Origin of the sequence: Marinobacterium sp. MBR-111 (genome assembly GCF_040547585.1) — a bacterium.
GTDB classification, from domain to species: Bacteria; Pseudomonadota; Gammaproteobacteria; order Pseudomonadales; family Balneatricaceae; genus Marinobacterium; species Marinobacterium iners.
In genome coordinates this window covers 51,017-69,204 of sequence record NZ_JBEPQA010000021.1, presented here as the reverse complement: position 1 = coordinate 69,204, position 18,188 = coordinate 51,017, and the positions used below count along the sequence as shown (strand labels likewise).

16 protein-coding genes are annotated in these 18,188 nt (G+C 52.1%); 15 read left to right on the top strand and 1 reads right to left on the bottom strand.

Translation table 11 applies throughout. The annotated features are described in order from the left end of the window. The first annotated feature begins 7 nt into the window (after positions 1-7). The 12 genes from ABIE61_RS14145 (at position 8) to flgL (ending at position 13,059) form a co-directional block, all read left to right on the top strand. Positions 8-847 carry a CheR family methyltransferase gene (locus tag ABIE61_RS14145; RefSeq protein ID WP_091822558.1) on the top strand — a complete coding sequence of 280 codons (840 nt, stop codon included), beginning with the start codon at positions 8-10 and terminating at the stop codon, positions 845-847. 194 nt (positions 848-1,041) lie between these two features. After that, positions 1,042-1,440 carry a flagellar basal body rod protein FlgB gene (gene flgB / locus ABIE61_RS14140; RefSeq protein ID WP_206838977.1) on the top strand — a complete coding sequence of 133 codons (399 nt, stop codon included), beginning with the start codon at positions 1,042-1,044 and terminating at the stop codon, positions 1,438-1,440. A gap of 2 nt (positions 1,441-1,442) precedes the next feature. Further along, positions 1,443-1,877 (top strand): flagellar basal body rod protein FlgC, encoded by a 435-nt coding sequence (gene flgC / locus ABIE61_RS14135; RefSeq protein WP_354410572.1) that lies wholly within the window; start codon positions 1,443-1,445, stop codon positions 1,875-1,877. Positions 1,878-1,898: 21 nt separating this feature from the next. Continuing rightward, a complete protein-coding gene (locus ABIE61_RS14130) occupies positions 1,899-2,582 on the top strand; it encodes a flagellar hook capping FlgD N-terminal domain-containing protein (protein WP_354410569.1) in 684 nt (227 codons plus the stop codon). A gap of 14 nt (positions 2,583-2,596) precedes the next feature. Beyond that, on the top strand, positions 2,597-4,807 hold the full coding sequence (locus ABIE61_RS14125; protein ID WP_354410567.1) for a flagellar hook-basal body complex protein: 2,211 nt from the start codon (positions 2,597-2,599) through the stop codon (positions 4,805-4,807). 128 nt (positions 4,808-4,935) lie between these two features. Beyond that, positions 4,936-5,679, top strand: a complete 744-nt coding sequence (gene flgF / locus ABIE61_RS14120) for a flagellar basal-body rod protein FlgF (protein WP_206838979.1) — start codon at positions 4,936-4,938, stop codon at positions 5,677-5,679. 18 nt (positions 5,680-5,697) lie between these two features. Continuing rightward, positions 5,698-6,483: a flagellar basal-body rod protein FlgG gene (gene flgG, locus ABIE61_RS14115; RefSeq protein ID WP_206838980.1), complete on the top strand. Its 786-nt coding sequence runs from the start codon at positions 5,698-5,700 to the stop codon at positions 6,481-6,483. 21 nt (positions 6,484-6,504) lie between these two features. Further along, complete coding sequence (flgH, locus tag ABIE61_RS14110) at positions 6,505-7,185, top strand: flagellar basal body L-ring protein FlgH (protein ID WP_340147925.1); 681 nt, start codon at positions 6,505-6,507, stop codon at positions 7,183-7,185. A gap of 29 nt (positions 7,186-7,214) precedes the next feature. Beyond that, positions 7,215-8,309, top strand: coding sequence for a flagellar basal body P-ring protein FlgI (locus ABIE61_RS14105; RefSeq protein WP_091822883.1), 1,095 nt, complete (start codon positions 7,215-7,217; stop codon positions 8,307-8,309). Between the two features lies 1 nt (position 8,310). Beyond that, positions 8,311-9,381, top strand: coding sequence for a flagellar assembly peptidoglycan hydrolase FlgJ (gene flgJ, locus ABIE61_RS14100; protein ID WP_354410562.1), 1,071 nt, complete (start codon positions 8,311-8,313; stop codon positions 9,379-9,381). 64 nt (positions 9,382-9,445) lie between these two features. Further along, complete coding sequence (gene flgK, locus ABIE61_RS14095; protein WP_206838983.1) at positions 9,446-11,452, top strand: flagellar hook-associated protein FlgK; 2,007 nt, start codon at positions 9,446-9,448, stop codon at positions 11,450-11,452. 2 nt (positions 11,453-11,454) lie between these two features. Beyond that, the gene (flgL, locus tag ABIE61_RS14090; protein ID WP_354410559.1) at positions 11,455-13,059 is read left to right on the top strand and encodes a flagellar hook-associated protein FlgL; all 1,605 of its coding nucleotides are present in this window, start codon (positions 11,455-11,457) and stop codon (positions 13,057-13,059) included. 18 nt (positions 13,060-13,077) lie between these two features. Here the strand turns inward: flgL and fliT are convergent, their stop codons facing one another. Next, positions 13,078-13,398, bottom strand: coding sequence for a flagellar protein FliT (gene fliT, locus ABIE61_RS14085; RefSeq protein ID WP_354410557.1), 321 nt, complete (start codon positions 13,396-13,398; stop codon positions 13,078-13,080). A 203-nt stretch (positions 13,399-13,601) separates the two neighbouring features. Between fliT and ABIE61_RS14080 the strand changes: the two genes are divergently transcribed. From ABIE61_RS14080 to fliD, 3 genes are all read left to right on the top strand, one after another. After that, positions 13,602-15,599, top strand: a complete 1,998-nt coding sequence (locus tag ABIE61_RS14080) for a flagellin N-terminal helical domain-containing protein (protein ID WP_354410555.1) — start codon at positions 13,602-13,604, stop codon at positions 15,597-15,599. A 71-nt stretch (positions 15,600-15,670) separates the two neighbouring features. Then, positions 15,671-16,066, top strand: coding sequence for a flagellar protein FlaG (locus ABIE61_RS14075; protein WP_354410552.1), 396 nt, complete (start codon positions 15,671-15,673; stop codon positions 16,064-16,066). Between the two features lie 58 nt (positions 16,067-16,124). Further along, entirely contained in the window at positions 16,125-18,176 is a 2,052-nt protein-coding gene (fliD, locus tag ABIE61_RS14070; RefSeq protein WP_354410550.1) for a flagellar filament capping protein FliD, read from the top strand. Positions 18,177-18,188 lie beyond the last annotated feature (12 nt).

Genomic DNA, 18,188 nt, shown 5'->3' with positions numbered 1-18,188 from the left:
TCTCCGGGTGAGCAGCAGCTTTAGTATTACACCAGCGGAATTCCGTGAGTTCAGCAGCTTTCTTGAAAAAAGCTGCGGCATTCTGCTGGCTGAACACAAGCAGTACCTGGTCCAAAGCCGCTTGGGCAAGATCATGCAGCAGCAAGGGTGTTCAAGCCTCAGTGAGCTGGTGGCACGTCTTGGCAGAGCGGGTGGCAACAGCCTGAAAGAGCAGGTAATTGACGCCATGACCACCAACGAAACCCTCTGGTTTCGTGATATTCATCCCTACGAAATATTGCGTAATAAGCTTCTGCCTGAGCTGCATGAGAAAAGTCGCTTTCAGAAGCTGCGAATCTGGTCTGCGGCCTGCTCCACCGGGCAAGAGCCGTACTCCATCAGTATGGTGATTGACGAGTTCAAACAGAGTCATGCCGGGGCTTTTTCGTCCGGCGAAGAAATACTGGCGACTGATATTTCCACCACGGTGCTGGATCAGGCACGACGGGGTGAATATGAAATGCTGGCGTTGGGGCGTGGTCTGTCTCAGGAGCGGCTGCACCGCTACTTTGAGTCATCACCCACCGGCAGCTGGGGTATCAAACCCCACATCAAGAGCCGGGTGCGCTTTCAAAGCCTCAACCTGCTTGGGCCTTACAGTTCACTGGGGCAGTTTGATCTGATTTTTTGCCGCAATGTGCTGATCTACTTCTCGTCAGATGTAAAACTCGAAATCCTGCGCAAAATGCACAAGCAGCTGCGCCCGGGGGGGTATCTGCTGCTGGGTGCTTCCGAGTCTCTCTCAGGCCTGTCTGACTTGTATAAAATGATCCACTGCCGCCCCGGTATTATCTACCAGGCAATCTGAAAACTGAGCGGCAGTCTTGCCGCCCTTTGCCGCTCGGCACTATTTGTAGCGGTACAGCCTTGCCGCTTGCCGCTGTATATTGCCTCCCTGAAACTGTCCGAACTTTCCCAAAGCCACCCATCACGGGTTTTTTTCGCTACTGGCACGTTGCTTGCTTAATTACAGATATAGCAACCTGTAACGGATAAGCGGCAATGGCGATCAACTTTGACTCAGCACTGGGGATTCATGAAAACGCCCTGATACTCAGAGCGCGACGGGCTGAGGTGCTGGCCAACAATATTGCCAATGCGGATACGCCCAACTACAAGGCCCGTGATCTGGATTTTAGTGCCGTGCTCGAAGGTGAAACCGCTGGCGCCAATCTGTCGTTGAAGAAAACGGCATCCGGTCATCAATCCGAGTTTTTGTCACCGGATGCCGCGGCTGACCTGATGTTCCGTATTCCGAACCAGCCGTCAGTAGATGGCAATACGGTAGAGACCCAGGAAGAGATGGCTCGCTACACAGACAATGCGCTCCGTTATCAAGCGTCCTTTCAGTTTCTGAACAGCAAGTTCCAGGGGCTGACACGTGCAATCAAGGGTGAATAAACATGTCGTTGAGTAACGTTTTCAACATCGCGGGCTCCGCCATGACAGCGCAAACAGTGCGGCTTAACACCACCGCCAGTAACATGGCCAATGCGGAGAGCATCAGTTCCAGCGAAGCGGAAACCTACCGCGCCCGCAAGCCGGTATTCGCGCTGAAAGAAACGCAGATCGAACACCTGCCCGATCACCTGCAAACGTTGGTGCCAGGTCAGGGCGTAGACGTAAAAGAGATCATTGAAAGCGACTCGCCTCTGCGCATGGCATATGAACCGAATCACCCGATGGCCGATGAAAACGGCTATATCTGGTACCCGAATGTAAACGTGGTGGAAGAGATGGCCGACATGATTTCGGCCTCACGCTCCTTCCAGATCAACGCCGATATTATGAATACGGCCAAACAGATGCTGCAGCGTACATTGACGCTGGGGCAATAAGGTCAGTAAGAGGATAGCGCCATGAGCAATGTAAACGGCGTCGGCAGTAACAACATCTACGATCAGATCAATCAGAAGAACCAGTCTCAATCCACGGCGACTGACTCTGTTTCTGAAGACCGTCAAATGTTCATGAAGCTGTTGATTGCACAGTTGCAAAACCAGGATCCAACAAGTCCTGCCGATACCAGTGACTTTATGCAGCAGATATCTACCCTGAGCAATGTGGAAAGTATTCAAAACCTTTCCAAAACCATGGAAACCATGAGCAGTACACTGATCAGCAGTCAGGCGGCGCTGCAGGCCTCATCCATGGTGGGTCAGCGTGCGTTTGTGAATACAGACATTGCTCAGCTGCCCCAGCAGGGGGGGCTGGTTGATGGTCTCGTGAGCACTGATGTCAGCTCCAGCGACATACGCATCTCTATTTATGATGGCAGTGGTAAGCGCGTCGACCGTGTCAGTATGGGCGCGCAGCCCCCTGGGGATCATAACTTTGTTTGGCAGGCAGGCGAGAATGTACCGGCTGGAAACTATCGTATTGTAGCTGAAGCAGCCAGCAGCGCCGATGGTGAATACGAAGAAGTAGCGACCTATATGGGGTTCAATATCAACAGCGTCACTTTGGGGCAAAATGGGATTGGTATGAAAGTCAATACCGCCATTGGTGCCATCGATATGAATGAAGTGAAGCAGCTCGGTTAAGTGAGGTAACAAAAATGGCAGGTTTTAATACGGCCGTCACTGGCCTGAAGGCATCCACCACAATGCTGGATGTAGCCGGTAATAACATTGCTAATGCGAGCACCGTCGGGTTTAAAGGCTCCCGAACTGAGTTTGGTGATATATATGCAACAGCAGTTGTGGGTGCTGGGTCGAGTAATACGCCGGGGTCTGGTGTTACTGTGAGTGATATAGCCCAGGACTTCAGTGGGGGTACTATTGAGTTTACAAATAGTAACCTTGATCTTGCCATAAACGGATCGGGCTTTTTTCAGCTGAAAGATAATAGCGGTAACATATCTTATACACGTGCTGGCGCATTTGAGCTGGATAAAGAAGGCTTTATTGTCAGTAAAAACAATAAAAAACTTCAAGGGTTTGGTCTTGATGCGCAAGGCAATATTTTACCGCTGCAAGATCTTTCAGTGTCGCAAAAGCAAAGTCCACCTAAAGCGACTGAAAAAATTGAGTTGTCTTTCAATATTGATGAAAATGATGACGCCTCAACTAATGAAAAAGTCTTCAATAAGGTAAATCCTAACTCCTATACATGGTCGACCACAGTTGGTACATTTGATAGCTTGGGGAATGAGCAAAGCATTCGATTTTACTTTGCAGAACAGCAGGCTATTCGAGAATCCTATCGGTTTGCACTCGACGATGGAGCGGGTTCGTTCACGGCAGCAACAGTTGATACCGTTGCGGTTCCTCCTGCTGTAGCGACAGACGCAGTATTCGGTACGGGTGGCAGTGCTGTAAAGCTGTCAGGTTTTGAGTTGGCAATGAACGGTACTGGCGGCGCTGCAACAGTTACCTCTCTGCAAGATGCGAATGATCGAGAAAAACTATATTGGGATGTAACAGCCCCGATTCTGGATGACAGCAACAATGTATATTACCAGCTGACGGATGAGTCCAAGAGTAAACTGAAAGAAACCTTTGCGAATGGCGGTGATCCCCGAATCGATCTGGATACGCTGGTGTTGAATGGTACGACAGGTCAGGTTTCGTTTGAAACACATGCAGAATATACCGAATATGGTGATTTTGTCGTGGAAGTGGCCGGTAAAGAGGTGGATAATACTCTACCTGCATCTGAATCATTTAGAGATTCTAATGAGATTCAATCGTTCCAGCTGGATCCTACAAAGTTTACAGCGGGCGTTGATGGTAACCAGTTGGGTGAAACATTTGTTATCAGCTTTGGTAGCGTAGACATCACTCTTAAAAGTGAGTTGACGTATGAGGGTGCTATTGCAACCATTACCAGTTTTGAGCAAGAAATAATCGATGCGAATCCTGGTCTTGAATCTGTTTCATACAACTCTTTGCAGGATAGAATTGAAATAAAATGGCAGGCTAAACAAGGTGACGTTGATAACGATATATTGGACTTCCCGGTAGTATCAGGCACCTTGGCGAATGCACCGTTTTTGGGGCTTGATACAGCAACAGGGAAGGTGGACCTGCAAGAGTTGCAGAAGGGCGATAACAGCTATATTGGTGTATATCGCACATATGCATACCTTAATGACAATGATCAGCTGAATCTAGGTAAAATACGTGATCCTGGCTCGCTGGTGGAAGATCCTGCTACGCCGACAGCACCTGGCCCGATATTGGTGAGCTTTAACACAACAACAGGGGTGTTGGAATCAGTTAACGGCGGAAATGTTTCCAACGCGGGTAAGGCACCGACAATCACTATTCTGGGTGCCGACCCTGCGAATCCTCAAGATGCCCTGTTGGACTCCGATGTAGATAATCTCAAGGGTGTACAGCTTGATCTCAGTGGCTCGTCCCAGTTTGGCTCCGAATCGATTGTGAATAAGCGTTCACAGGATGGCTATACCAAGGGCGATTTGATCGGTGTGACCTTCTCAGAAGATGGTCGAATGGTCGCCAGTTTCAGTAATGGTCAGTTGGCGGAGTTGGGTATTGTTGCCGTTGCGACCTTTGAGAACCAGGATGGCTTGCAGAATGCCGGTAATACTGAGTGGGTACAAACATTGTCTTCCGGTGATCCGGTGCTTAACCCGCCAGGTACCGGTCTGAACGGTACGCTTCGCTCTGCTGCCCTTGAGCAGTCAAACGTGGACTTGTCTGCTGAACTGGTCAAGCTCATTGAGGGGCAGCGTAACTTCCAGGCTAACTCCAAAACACTGGAAACCCTCAACACAGTGACTCAGGCTATTTTGCAGATCTAACCCTAACCAGCTGCATTATTGCATGTTATTCAGGCCGGGCTTATGCCCGGCTTTCTCGTTTATGGCACGCAGTTTGCTTGTTATAGGGTAAAGCCAGTTCAAACGGCAAGGTTTTACCGGAGCAAACAATGGATAAAGTGCTGTATGTTGCCATGACCGGCGCGCGTGAGAACATGTACGCGCAGCAGGCCCACGCCAATAACCTGGCCAATGCGACGACCACCGGCTTCAAGAGTGATTTCGAGCAGGCCCGCGCCATGCGTGTGCTGGGTGAAGGTTATGAGTCTCGCGTTTACTCCATGAGTGAGCGGCCCGGCACGGATCTTGATAGTGGCACACTGATGCAAACGGGGCGTGATCTGGATGTGGCGGTTGCCGGTGATGGCTGGCTTGCCGTTCAGGGGCCGGACGGCAACGAAGTGTACACCCGCAACGGATCACTGCAGATCAATGCCGCCAACCAGCTGGTGACAGGCAGCGGCTTGCCGGTGATCGGGGCTGGTGGTGGGCCGATTGTGATTCCGCCCGCCGAGAACATAACCATTGGTAACGATGGCACGGTCACCATCCGTCCGATCGGTGAGAATGCGGTCGAAATTGCCTTGGTGGATCAAATCAAACTGGTGCAGCCAGAACAGGGTCAGTTGTTTAAAGGGCGCGATGGTTTCATGCACACGGATAACGATGTGCCGCTGGCTGCCAATCCGAATGTACAAGTGCGTGCTGGCTATCTTGAGTCCAGCAACGTGAATGCCATCTCTGAACTGACCTCTATGATCAGTCTTCAGCGACAGTTTGAGATGCAAGTGAAAATGATGAAAACGGCTGAAGAGAACTCATCTGCAGCAGCAGAAGTGCTTTCAATGAGCTGAATCACAGGAGAATAACCGATGCACGGTGCTTTGCATGTTGCTAAAACCGGTCTGAGCGCACAGGACACTCAGCTCAAGGTGATTTCCAACAATCTGGCTAACGTCAGTACCGTTGGTTTCAAGAAAGACCGGCTGGAATTTGAGGACTTGTTGTATCAAGTTCGCCGTCAGCCCGGTGCGGCTACCGGTGAAGATTCAATGCTGCCTTCCGGCCTGCAGCTGGGCAGCGGTGTCCGCACCGTCAGTACCCAGAAGCTGTTCCATACGGGTGACATGCAGATCACTGACCAGCCTTTTGACGTGGCAATCAATGGTCGTGGTTTTTTACAAGTTGCCATGCCCAATGGTGACATCGCCTATACCCGCAATGGCGAGTTGCACCTTGATGGCGAGAACCGTCTGGTCACTTCAGAAGGCTACCTGGTTGAACCTGCAATCACCCTGCCGGACCAGGTAACCAATTTTTCGGTGGGCAATGATGGCACCGTGAGTGTAACGGTAGCGGGTGATCCCAACCCTCAAGAGTTGGGACAGCTGGAATTGGCCGATTTTGTTAACCCCCAGGGGCTGCAGGCAACAGGCCAGAACCTGTACATTGAAACGGCTGCAAGCGGTGCGCCGATTGTTGGCCTTGCCGGAGAAGAGGGACGCGGCATCATCAAGCAGGGGATGCTTGAAGGCTCGAATGTGAATGCGGTCGAAGAGCTTGTGGATATGATCACCACCCAGCGCGCCTATGAGATGAACTCCAAAGTGATCTCGACCGCAGACGAGATGCTGTCCTATGTCAGCCAGCAGCTCTAATGACAGGCTAAGGTGAACATAATGATGACCAGACTTTTGCGACTGTGGCCATTGTTTGGCTTGGTGCTGCTGACGGGATGTGTCAATAAGGCCCCCAAGCCGGACAATCCCTATTATGCGCCAATTCAGCCCGCGCAGATGCAGCAACCCAAACCGGTGAATGGCTCTATCTATCAGGCGGGCACCGGAATGGATCTGTACAGCGACGGGCGTGCGCATCGTGTGGGTGACATTATCACGGTGGTCCTGACGGAGCGCACCCAGTCTTCTAAAAGCTCATCAACCGATACCGACAAAACCACCAATATCGGTATTGGTGTACCCAACGTATTGGGTCAGGATCTGACCCTGTTCGGCAACCCTCTCAGTGCTTCCATGAACAGCAACAGCGGTTTTGAGGGCACGGGTAATTCCGATATGCGTAACAGCCTCAGTGGCAATATTACCGTGACCATTCATCAGGTGATGCCCAACGGTACCATGCTGGTTCGCGGTGAAAAATGGCTGACTCTGAATCAGGGGGATGAATATATCCGCGTGAGTGGTCTGGTGCGGCCACAGGATATTGGACCTGACAACAGTATCGAGTCTACACGCCTTGCTGATGCTCGCATTACCTACAGCGGCACCGGTGCCACTCATGACGCAAACGTTATGGGTTGGTTGGCACGCTTCTTTATCAGTCCGTTGTGGCCATTTTAAGAGCTTCTAAGGAGAACACCATGAATAAAATGTTTCGACTTGGATTGCTGTTACTGTCTCTGTCGGCCCTGCTGGCTGCTCCTGTGCAGGCTGAACGGCTGAAGGATATCACCAGCGTAGCGGGTGTGCGTACCAACCAGCTGGTGGGCTATGGTCTGGTAGTGGGGCTTGACGGTACTGGTGACAAAACCAGTTTTACCTCACAGACATTCCGTAACATGCTGAACAATTTCGGCGTGGCGATTCCTCCCAATGTTGACCCGAAATCAAAGAATATTGCAGCAGTCGCGATCCATGCGGACTTGCCTCCTTTTGCCAAACCGGGTCAGCCGATTGATGTCACCGTTTCCACCATTGGTGATGCCAAAAGCCTGCGTGGCGGCAGTCTGTTGATGGCGCCGCTCAAGGGTGCTGACGGCAATGTCTATGCCATAGCACAGGGTAACCTGGTGGTGTCCGGTTTCGGTGTACAGGGCAGTGACGGCTCGCGCCTGTCTCTGAACGTGCCCAGTGTCGGGCGGATTCCCAACGGTGCGACTGTTGAGCGCACAGTGCCCAATGCGTTTGCACAGGGTGACAGCTTGATGTTCAACCTCAACCATCCGGACTTTACTACCGCTCGTCGAGTGGCCGAGCAGATCAATAACCTGCTGGGGCCTGATATGGCACAGGCACTCGATGCAGCCTCTATTCGTGTGCGAGCTCCGCGCGATCCGTCACAGCGGGTCTCGTTCCTTTCTGTGTTGGAGAACCTCGAAGTCCAGCCCGGTGAAGAAACAGCCAGGGTCATCATCAACTCCCGTACCGGCACCATCATCATCGGTCAGAACGTGCGGGTATCGCCGGTGGCCATCACGCATGGTGGTCTGACCGTTGCCATTACCGAAAATTTGGATGTTGCTCAGCCCAATGTACTTGGCGGTGGTAATACTGTGGTGACACCACGTACCGAAATTGAGATTGAAGAAGGCTCGGGCCGCATGTTCGAGTTTGCGCCGGGTGCAACCCTGAGCGACATCGTTGAAGCGGTCAATCAGGTAGGTGCAGCGCCCGGTGATCTGATGGCAATCCTTGAAGCGCTCAAACAATCCGGAGCGCTCAAGGCTGAACTGGTGGTGATCTGATATGGCGATCGACAGCGGCAGGCTTACGCCTTCACAAGCGGCGCTTTTTACTGACCTGAACCAGCTGCAAAAGCTGAAAACTCAGGCTGGCAATGACCAACAAGCCGCCCTGAAAGGCGTCGCGCAGGAGTTTGAGCAGCTGTTCATGAACATGATGCTCAAAAGCATGCGCCAGGCCAGTGACGTGTTGGCGTCAGACAGCCCGTTTAACTCCGGTGACGTAAAGTTTTATCAGGAGATGTTTGACCAGCAGCTGACGTTGGATCTGTCGAAAAAGGATAGCATCGGGCTGGCCGATATCATCGTAAAACAGCTGAGTCAGCAACACGCGCCTGTCGTGGCACCGGGGCAGGATGAAGAAAAAGGTGACCAGCAGTCGATGACTGAACAGATGCTGTCACGCGCCTTTGGTGGCGGGCCGCTGCCGCAAACACCGGCTGGAAACTACCGTGCACCATCAGCCAGTGAGTCTGAGCAGGAAGGCAACAGCGATACGGTTCAACCTGTAACCCAGGAACTGACTGATCAGGACAAGGCAGGCTCCGAAACCGCAGCTGTGAAAGAAACCCTGCCAGCCCGATTTGAAACGCCAGCCGAGTTCATTGAAAAACTGATGCCACTGGCCGAGCAGGCGGGAAAAGAGTTGGGTGTAAACCCTAATGTTCTGCTGGCGCAGGCCGCGCTTGAAACCGGCTGGGGCAAGTTCATCACCCGTGATGCAACAAGCGGTGAGAGCAGCCGTAACCTGTTCAATATCAAGGCACACCGCAGCTGGGAAGGTGATACCGCGCAGGTACAAACGCTGGAATACCGTGGCGGTGTACCCGAGAAGGAACAGGCCCGCTTCCGTGCCTATGACAGCTATGCAGACAGTTTCACCGACTACGTTGATTTTCTGCGCAGCAACCCGCGTTATCAACAGGCGCTGGAGCAGGGTGCAGACCCGACCCGCTTTGTACGTGAGCTGCACAACGCCGGTTATGCCACCGACCCTGAATATGCCAACAAGATAGAACGTATTTTCAGCGGTGACTTGCTGGCCGGTTTGGGCCGTGGCACTAAAGAAGGCTGATTGTTGGCCGATACACATACGTTACAGATAAGCCGGTGCGGTTGCTCCGCCTGGGAGAAACGAGATGAGTTCAAGTATCCTCAATATTGGTGTTCAGGCACTCAACGCCAATCAGACAGCGTTGTCGTATGTCGGCCAAAATATCGCCAACGTCAATACCGACGGCTACAGCCGTCAAACCATCCAGATGGGGACGCAGGACCCTCCAATATTGGGTGTAGCGGTAAAGGACATCAAGCGGATGACCGATCAATTTCTGATCAGGCAGGTTTGGGCCGATACCTCGTTCTACAAAAGCAATGAAGCATACTCTGCTAAGATAACTCAGCTGGATTCCATGCTGGTGTCTGACTCCACGAGTCTTTCGTCCTCTATGGACAGTTATTTCTCCTCTCTGCAGCAGGTCGTAGATGACCCGCTGTTTATTGCTAATCGCGAGCTGTTTCTGGCCGAAGCGGCTTCATTGGCGAACTCATTCAATGATTTTGATAGCAAGCTGCGTACCCAGTCTGAATTAGTGAACACAGAGATTCGCAGCATGGTGCAGACCGTTAACGCGATCACGGAAAATATTGCTGCGTTGAATGTTCAAATCGGGACCTTGCAGGCATCAGGCCAGAACGCGAATGAGTTGCAGGATAAGCGTGACTTGCTGGTTAAAGAACTCTCAGGTTATGTGACGACCAGTGTCATCGCAGATCAGGGTGACAGCTACAACGTGATGATCGGAACGGGACAGCCTTTGGTTGTTGGCAGCAGCGCGGCTAAGCTTGAAGTAGGTATCAGTGCAGAAGACCCCACACAGCTTGCCATCTGGATGACAAACCGCTCGGGTACGCGTTCTTTGGTTACTGATCAGCTGGGTAACGGTGCAATTGGTGGATTAGTCAACTACCGCGACAATGTCCTTCAGCCTACCTTGAACGAGGTAGGGCGTATGGCGATCGTTTTTTCAGAAACGATGAATGAGCAGCACCGCAAAGGGATGGACCTTAACGGTGATATGGGCAATGACCTGTTTACCCCGTTCAGGCAGGGTGAAGTAACCGCTCATGCTGAAAATCAGAACCAGGATACATCTGCAAACGTTGGTTTTTACGACGTGAAAGCGCTGACGGGAAGTGACTACAGGTTTGAAGTCACTGGAATTGATACTTTCCGAATCACACGCTTGAGTGATGGGCAGCGCTTCGAGTCAGCAAACATGGATGAGTTGTTGGTGGCTAATGGGTTGGATCAAAGTGGCACATTCTACAGAGATTCAGCCAATGACCGTTTGAGTGTCAGCCTTGATGGTGTAACGTTTACCTTGGCGGGGGATGCGGGCATTGGCGACAGTTACCTGATACAACCGACACGCTCGGGCGGCCGTCTGATGGGAACCGAAATTACCAACCCACGCTTGCTCGCCCTTGCCTCCCCCTTGCGTGTGGAACCTGCCAGTACCAATACTGGTAATGCTGAGCTTGCCAATATCTCCCTGACCTCTTCTCTGCCAACATCGAATCTTCGCACTGGCAATGCAGAGTTGCCGTTGGAGATTGTCTTCAATGCACCAGATGCAGACGGCAACATCACCTACTCCGTTTATAGTAACGTTGCGTCCGGTATGCCGGAGATATACGAATCGATGGAAAATCTGGTGTATGTCGAAGGTGAGCCCATTGTAATCGCCCGGGATGACTATGAGTTGACGTTCAATAATCAGCCCAACCCGGGTGATCGGTTTACCATTGAGTTCAACACCGATGGCTACTCAGATAACAGTAATGCCTTGGCAATGTCTGACCTGCAAAGCCAGACTTTGGTAAATGGTTTCAGTTATCAAGATACTTATGGCCAGCTTCTCGCCAAAGTGGGAACTCAGGCCAGCAGCGCTAATATTTCCTTCGCGTCGAGTAAATCCGTGCTGACCGCCAGTGAAAACGCACTGCAAAGCGTCGCCGGTGTGAACCTGGACGAAGAAGCGGCCAACCTGGTGAAGTACCAGCAGGCATACTCGGCAGCGGCCCAGCTTATTTCAACCTACCAGAGTATTTTTGACAGCTTGATCGGAGCTGTGAGGAGGTAGTTATGCGTATTTCAACAGGGCAGATCTTTACCAGCGCCAACCGTAACATGATGGAAAACCAGACGTCATTGCTGGAGATCCAGAACAAGATATCCAGCGGTAAAAAATTCACCAGTCTGGCGGAAGACCCTGTCGGAGCGAGCCGAGTTGTGGGGTTGCAGCGTGAACTGGCGCAGTTGAAGATGTTCCAGAGCAATATTGACGCTTCCCGTCGTAGGCTGGAGCTGGAAGGTACAACACTGGATGACCTGAATACTGCCTCTGACCGCGCCCGTGGATTGGTTTTGCAGGCAGCTAACGGCACATTGGGTGATGCGGATCGCCAAATTATTTCGTACGAACTGGAAGAGCTGGTTGGCTACATGGCCGGTCTGATGAATACGCGTGACGCAAAAGGAGAGTATCTCTTTTCGGGCTCACAGGGACAAGTACAGACCTACACACAACAAGGTAATCGCTATGTTTTCCAGGGCGATGCGACTACCCGCCAGATCCAGGTGTCCAGCGAGCTTTACGTTCGCTCGTCAGACTCGGGCCAGTTCCTGTTTGAGTCTGTGATTGATGAGCCAGGCCTGAAAGCAACTGGCAGTTTGCAGTCCAGTTTTGACCCGGAAAACCTGACCGTGACCGACCCTGATGCCTTTGCGGCATTGATGCGACAAACCGGTGATATCAGTGTTGAAGTCGATCAATATGTCGACAGTGTAACGACTGCTACCGTTAATGCATATACCTTGCGTGACAGTGCTGGAAACGTGGTGAAGGATGCGTCGGGTAACCCGTTGCAAAATGTCGAATTCACTAACGGCGCTGTTCCTGAAATAGGGCTGCCGGGTGCCAGGCTGGTACTGGACTTGGCCGAGCCTGTTTCTCCTGATCCGTCCGCGCTTGCCATTCAGGGAGAGGGTGCCGCGGTGGTTGACGCAGGCACAATTTCATCCGAACCGGACTTCCTGGAGTTGATGCGCGAGACAACCGGCGATATTCGGCTGGATATGGCCTATGACGCTGATAGCGATGAATACGCCTACACCGTGACGGATCAGGCTGGCAATACGCTGACAAGTGTAACGGGTATACCTTCATCCTCACCAGTACAACTAGTTAGTGTTGGAGGCCCGCCGCCAGTACCGTCAGTGTCGTTTGATATTGACCTGACAACGGTGACTGACGCCACGGTCGCAACCTTTGTTGTGGATACGCCGCCGACATCAGAGCTGAAACTCGGGTTTTCCCAACCGCCTTCCAATATATTGAACACCCTGCTCGATACCATCGAGCTGATGCGTGAGCCAGTTGCGGGTAATGCGCAGGCGCAAACTGAGCTCCAGGAACGGTTTGCCAAAACCCTGGATCAGATCAGCCTGTCACAGGAGCGGCTGTCTGAAGCCACGGCTACGCTCGGGTCGCGCCTTAATACGCTGGATGATGCTGAAATGACCAATACGGACTTCAAATTGATGACCGAGGGTACTCTCTCATCTGTGCAGGATTTGGACTACGCCGCAGCTGGAACAGAACTGACCAAACGCAAGCTTGCCCTAGAAGCCGCCTATGCCAGTTTTGCCAAAATTCAGGATCTGAGTCTGTTCAATTACATACGTTAAAACCGGAAACGTTAAGGCTCAACTGAACCGGTCATAGGCCTTGCGCGCCTGTTTGCTCAACTGCAGCTTGCTGTGCTCTTCCCCCACCTCTTTACGCTGTGCACTCAACTGCTTGAGAATGCTCTCCTCAAGCAGTTGAGCCTGTTTAATAAGGCCTTGGCACCCAACCAAAACATCGCGTGGCCAAGGCTTCTGGCTTTCCATATCCAGCTCGGCTACAAGTTCGGCACGTTGTAGCTGCAGTGACTCCACCTCGGCCAGGTCGCCGCCTTCAACTTTGGATTGCAGCGCCTCGGTGGCCTGCAACAGCTGCAGCGACAGCTCCATGATTCTATCCATTCGCGTTACCTCACAAAAATGCTAATGCCCAGTCTGAACGTGCCGATAAAGCAACACAAGCGCCCAGCATGGCACATACAAATTTAGCTCTAAAGTTTGTACCGAGTGGGTCGATAAAGTAAGCACAAGCGGATCAACCGCCCAGTTTTAGCAACGATTTGCATACAGCCGGTCAGACAGACCGCTATCGAGGAGAAACACTCATGGCAATGGTAATCAACTCAAACATCATGTCGCTGAATGCTCAGAATCAGCTGACAAAATCCAGCAATGAACTGAACACCTCTATGGAGCGTCTGACCAGTGGCAAGCGCATCAACTCGGCTGCCGACGATGCAGCGGGTCTGGCCATCGCCAGCCGCATGACCTCTCAGGTGCGTGGTCTGGATCAGGCGGTACGTAACGCCAACGACGGTATCTCTCTGATCCAGACCGCTGAAGGCGCGCTGGAAGAGTCCACCAACATCCTGCAGCGTATGCGTGAACTGTCCATTCAGTCTGCGAACGGAACCTATTCTGAAGGTAACCGCTCCACTCTGAACGCTGAGGTGAAGCAGCTGACGGCTGAGCTTAACCGTATCTCTGAAACCACCTCATTCAACGGCCAGAAAATTCTGGACGGCTCGCTGGGTAAAACATCCTTGCAGGTGGGCTCAGAAGCCAACGAAACCATCAGCTTCCAGATCCAAGCAATGGACGCAAAGACCTTGGGTATGGGGTCTACCAGTTCTGATGTGCTGGGTGCAGCAACGAATTTGACTGGTATCACCTTTGAAAATAATTCTGTGACTATTAACGGCCAGTCCATTATGGGTATCGGCGAGACTTGGGTGGAAGGGACAGACGAGCTGGGTGACTTGGTCGATAAAATCAACACTAATGTTCGTGGGGTTACCGCTTCTACCTATGCGGAAATCACGGCAGATGCTGCAGGTACTGGTGTTTTAGTGGCGGGTACTGATACTCTCACCATAACTGCAGGAAAAAATGACGGTACGAACGCAGTATTCAATATCACTGGTACCGAAAGCTTGCAGGAACTAGCCGATAAAATTAATACCGAAAGCGGCGGTTTGTTAGCTGCCTCTGTTACTGATGACGGTAAGCTGAGTATAGCAGGTGAAAATATCGCCAGTATCGCAATGACTGAAACAGGCGGTGCGCTTGCAGCAGCTGGTGGCTACACTACGGCAACCAAAACAGCGTCAATAGCACTGACCTCAGACAACGGTGACCCTATTGTTATTGAACGAGGCTCTGCAGGTGACTCTTCTGATCTTGAGGCACTCGGCTTCCGCGAAAATAATAAGCCTGGTGTGATCGAAGGGGCGGCCGGTGATGGTACGCAGCTTGCCTCTGGTGATGTCACAATTAATGGCGTGAAAGTGGGGGCTGGTGAATCAGGTGATTTGCAGGATACTGTTGCTGCAATCAACAAGGTAAGTGATCAAACTGGTGTGACTGCTAATGCCTTTACTTCAGTTGAGATCGACGTAAGCGTTAGGACTGGTGCTTACACAGCGACTACTGATTTCCATATGAATGGAGAGATTATCAGCTCTGGTGCTGATATTGACGCACTTGTTGAAAATATCAATGCAGTAACAAAAGATACAGGTGTCACTGCTACTCTTTCGGGTGGCTACCTCAGGTTAGAAGGGGATGTTTCTTCTATTACTTTTGGCGACGATGCTGGTACCGCAGATACTGGTGGAGCTTTGGCGGCGATACTTGATGATGGGGGTACAGTAACAGTAGCCGATGGTGTTGGTGGCGTTAAACTGACATCTGATTCTGGTAGCCCCATCAGTGTTAAACTGACCACTGCCGGTGAAGATGCAACAGGTCTGCTTAATGCAAATGCAACAGCAGATGGCAAATTCGGCGCAGCAGTTAACAGCATCGATATCTCAACTGTAGCGGGCGCTCAGAAGGCGATCGGTATCATTGATAACGCGCTGGATACCATCAACTCAACTCGTGGTGACCTCGGTGCGGTCAGCAACCGTCTGGACTTCACCATCAACAACCTGTCCAGCATCTCCGAGAACGTGTCTGCTGCACGCTCACGGGTAGAAGATGCCGACTTTGCCAAGGAATCGGCTAACCTGAGCCGTGCCCAGGTGCTGCAGCAGGCCGGTACCGCAATGCTGGCCCAGGCCAACGCGGCACCGCAGCAGGTGCTCTCACTGCTGCAGTAAGCATTAGGGTCTATCCTTAATGAGTAAGGCTGCCCCGCCGGGGCGGCCTTTTTGAACAAGAGGTAAGGGTAATGAATATCGAAACCTCCGGCATTAATGCAAATGCCCCGTCACAACAGTCAAGCGCATCTTCCCGTCAGCTGCCTGACTCCGCCTCAGCTAATGCGGCTGCCCCCGTGCCAACGCTGAATGCAGCGACGAATACTGTGCAGCAGGCCCAACAGGTTGAAAAACCTGAGGTATCCCCAGAGAAGCTGCAGGCAGCTGTCGAGAAGATGAACGAGCTGATGCAGAGCGGTAACCGCTCGCTCAGGTTTTCCGTTGATGACACCGCCGACAGGGTGGTGATCAAGGTGATGGATCTGGAAACCGAAGAGGTCGTGCGCCAGATACCCACTGAAGAAACCCTGAAATTCTCAGAATTTCTTGAAGGTATGGTTGGCCTGATCTTTGATGAGAAGGCCTGAAAGCACATTCAGGTCTCTGCTACACTGTACCGCCTAAGCGCAACCCAAGGAGGCCCCCATGTCTAACATTATCTCTTCACTTGGCGGTGGTTCAGGGATTGATACCACCAGCCTTGTATCTCAGCTGACCCAGATTGAGCGCGCACCGAAAGAGCAGCGACTGGATGCCCGGCAGGAGAAGCTCGAAGCTGAAATTTCAGCGTACGGCACCCTCAAAAGCGCACTCTCTGATTTTCAGGGGGTGCTGGCACCTCTGGGTAATAGCGACACCTTTAACGCGCGCTCGGTTGCCTTCCCTGAAACCGGCGTTATCACGCCCAACTCCTTGGCGGCGGGTGCACAAACCGGTAGCTACCAGATTGAAGTGATGAGTGTAGCCAAGGCCCAGTCTCTGGTAATGGGTAACAGCGTTGACCCGAAATCACCACTGGGGGCCACTGGTGAGCTGAGCATTCAGTTTGGCGAATGGAGCTATTCAGGCAATGACCCGGACCAGTTCCAGGTCAACGATGCCCGTGCGGCATTGAATGTCACGGTTGATGCGTCAGACTCACTGCAGACGCTGGCAGACAAAATCAACAAGAGTGACAGTGGTGTTCAGGCCAGTGTCATGAAAGTGGATGGCCAGTATCAGCTCTTGCTAAGTGCCCCTTCCGGTGGTGGCAATGCGATGCAAATCACTGCATCAGATGGGGCAACCGGTCTGGAAGGGTTTGAGTACAACCAGGCTGCGGGTATTGCCGGAACAGGTGCCCTGCAAACACAGGCCGCAAGCGATGCTGTGCTCGAAATTAATGGCCTTGAGGTGCGTCGAGACACCAATACCATTGATGATGTCATCGAAGGGTTTGACTTCACAATCAACAAGCCCAGTAACGGAGAAGTCGTCAACTTCTCGGTTGATGCTGACAAGGCTGTGGCCGAGCAGTCTATCCGTGATTTTGTCGAAGCCTATAACAGCTTCTTGACCACCGCGAAGAACCTCACGGGTTACAGCAAGGACGAAGATAACAATACCGTGCGAGGGGATTTGGCCACTGATGGTACCGCCAAGGCTCTGATCAGTCAGTTGCGTGGCATGGTGGGTGCCGAGGTTAATGGTGTCAAATCCGGTTTTACAGCCCTGACAAATGTGGGTATACGTACTGAGCTGGATGGGTCCCTTTCCATTGACGAAAAAGAATTCAGTTCGGCCATGAGTGGTAACTTTGACTTGGTCGGCAATCTCTTCGCCCAGAAAGCTTCCTCCAGCAACAATTTTGTTGACGTAGGTATGGGGACGCGGATCGGCAATACGGTACCCGGCAGTTATCAGGTTGAGATCACACAGGACCCTGCCAAGGGCTCGTTGACTGGCAGCAGTGTCGGGACCCTCTTTGATAGTCCGCTGGATACCAGTGGCGGTGGTTATACCTTCAAAATCAGTGTTGATGGCACAGTCAGTAATGAAATCGCCCTGAGCGGGATCTACACAGACGCTGAATCAATGCGTTCTGATCTGCAATCATTGATCAATGGTGATGAGAAACTGAAGGCGGTCAACGCCAGGGTTGATGTCGGTTTCGATGCTGACACTGGCCAGTTTACCTTTACATCACGCGAGTATGGTGCTGGGTCAAAGGTGAGCCTGAGTGAGCAAAGTGCCGCTATGGATGATGTAGGGCTTGGCGCAGGCTCAGCGTTGACGGCTACGGCTGGCCGTGATGTTCAGGGTACAATCAATGGCGTGGCTGCTTTTGGTGCCGGTAATGTATTACTGCCAGAGCTAGGGTCTGATGCCTACGGCCTGAACCTGTCCATAAGGCCGGGGGCTGCTGCCGAGGGTGAGTTCACTGTAGGTTTTTCACGCGGTATGGGCGGTCAGTTGACCAATTTGATTGATCAGTTCCTTGCCCGAGATGGCGCGATTGCCACCCGTGAAGAAAATATCGACAAGCAGCTGGATAAGGTTTCCACGGACCGAGAAGATCTTGATCGCCGTATGGAACAGTATGAAACTCGTATCAGCGCCCAGTTTCTGGCAATGGAGCGCATTATCAGTAGCCTGAATACCACCGGCAACTCGCTTGATGGTATTCTTGACCGACTGCCGTTTACAGCACAGAAGTAACTGAGTGCAGCC

What these genes read in the sequence shown, in the direction of transcription:
- flgB (WP_206838977.1), top strand. Translation starts at nt 1,042, where the DNA reads ATGGCGATCAACTTTGACTCAGCACTGGGGATTCATGAAAACGCCCTG.
- flgC (WP_354410572.1), top strand. Translation starts at nt 1,443, where the DNA reads ATGTCGTTGAGTAACGTTTTCAACATCGCGGGCTCCGCCATGACAGCG.
- ABIE61_RS14130 (WP_354410569.1), top strand. Translation starts at nt 1,899, where the DNA reads ATGAGCAATGTAAACGGCGTCGGCAGTAACAACATCTACGATCAGATC.
- ABIE61_RS14125 (WP_354410567.1), top strand. Translation starts at nt 2,597, where the DNA reads ATGGCAGGTTTTAATACGGCCGTCACTGGCCTGAAGGCATCCACCACA.
- flgF (WP_206838979.1), top strand. Translation starts at nt 4,936, where the DNA reads ATGGATAAAGTGCTGTATGTTGCCATGACCGGCGCGCGTGAGAACATG.
- flgG (WP_206838980.1), top strand. Translation starts at nt 5,698, where the DNA reads ATGCACGGTGCTTTGCATGTTGCTAAAACCGGTCTGAGCGCACAGGAC.
- flgH (WP_340147925.1), top strand. Translation starts at nt 6,505, where the DNA reads ATGATGACCAGACTTTTGCGACTGTGGCCATTGTTTGGCTTGGTGCTG.
- ABIE61_RS14105 (WP_091822883.1), top strand. Translation starts at nt 7,215, where the DNA reads ATGTTTCGACTTGGATTGCTGTTACTGTCTCTGTCGGCCCTGCTGGCT.
- flgJ (WP_354410562.1), top strand. Translation starts at nt 8,311, where the DNA reads ATGGCGATCGACAGCGGCAGGCTTACGCCTTCACAAGCGGCGCTTTTT.
- flgK (WP_206838983.1), top strand. Translation starts at nt 9,446, where the DNA reads ATGAGTTCAAGTATCCTCAATATTGGTGTTCAGGCACTCAACGCCAAT.
- flgL (WP_354410559.1), top strand. Translation starts at nt 11,455, where the DNA reads ATGCGTATTTCAACAGGGCAGATCTTTACCAGCGCCAACCGTAACATG.
- fliT (WP_354410557.1), bottom strand. Translation starts at nt 13,398, where the DNA reads ATGGATAGAATCATGGAGCTGTCGCTGCAGCTGTTGCAGGCCACCGAG.
- ABIE61_RS14080 (WP_354410555.1), top strand. Translation starts at nt 13,602, where the DNA reads ATGGCAATGGTAATCAACTCAAACATCATGTCGCTGAATGCTCAGAAT.
- ABIE61_RS14075 (WP_354410552.1), top strand. Translation starts at nt 15,671, where the DNA reads ATGAATATCGAAACCTCCGGCATTAATGCAAATGCCCCGTCACAACAG.
- fliD (WP_354410550.1), top strand. Translation starts at nt 16,125, where the DNA reads ATGTCTAACATTATCTCTTCACTTGGCGGTGGTTCAGGGATTGATACC.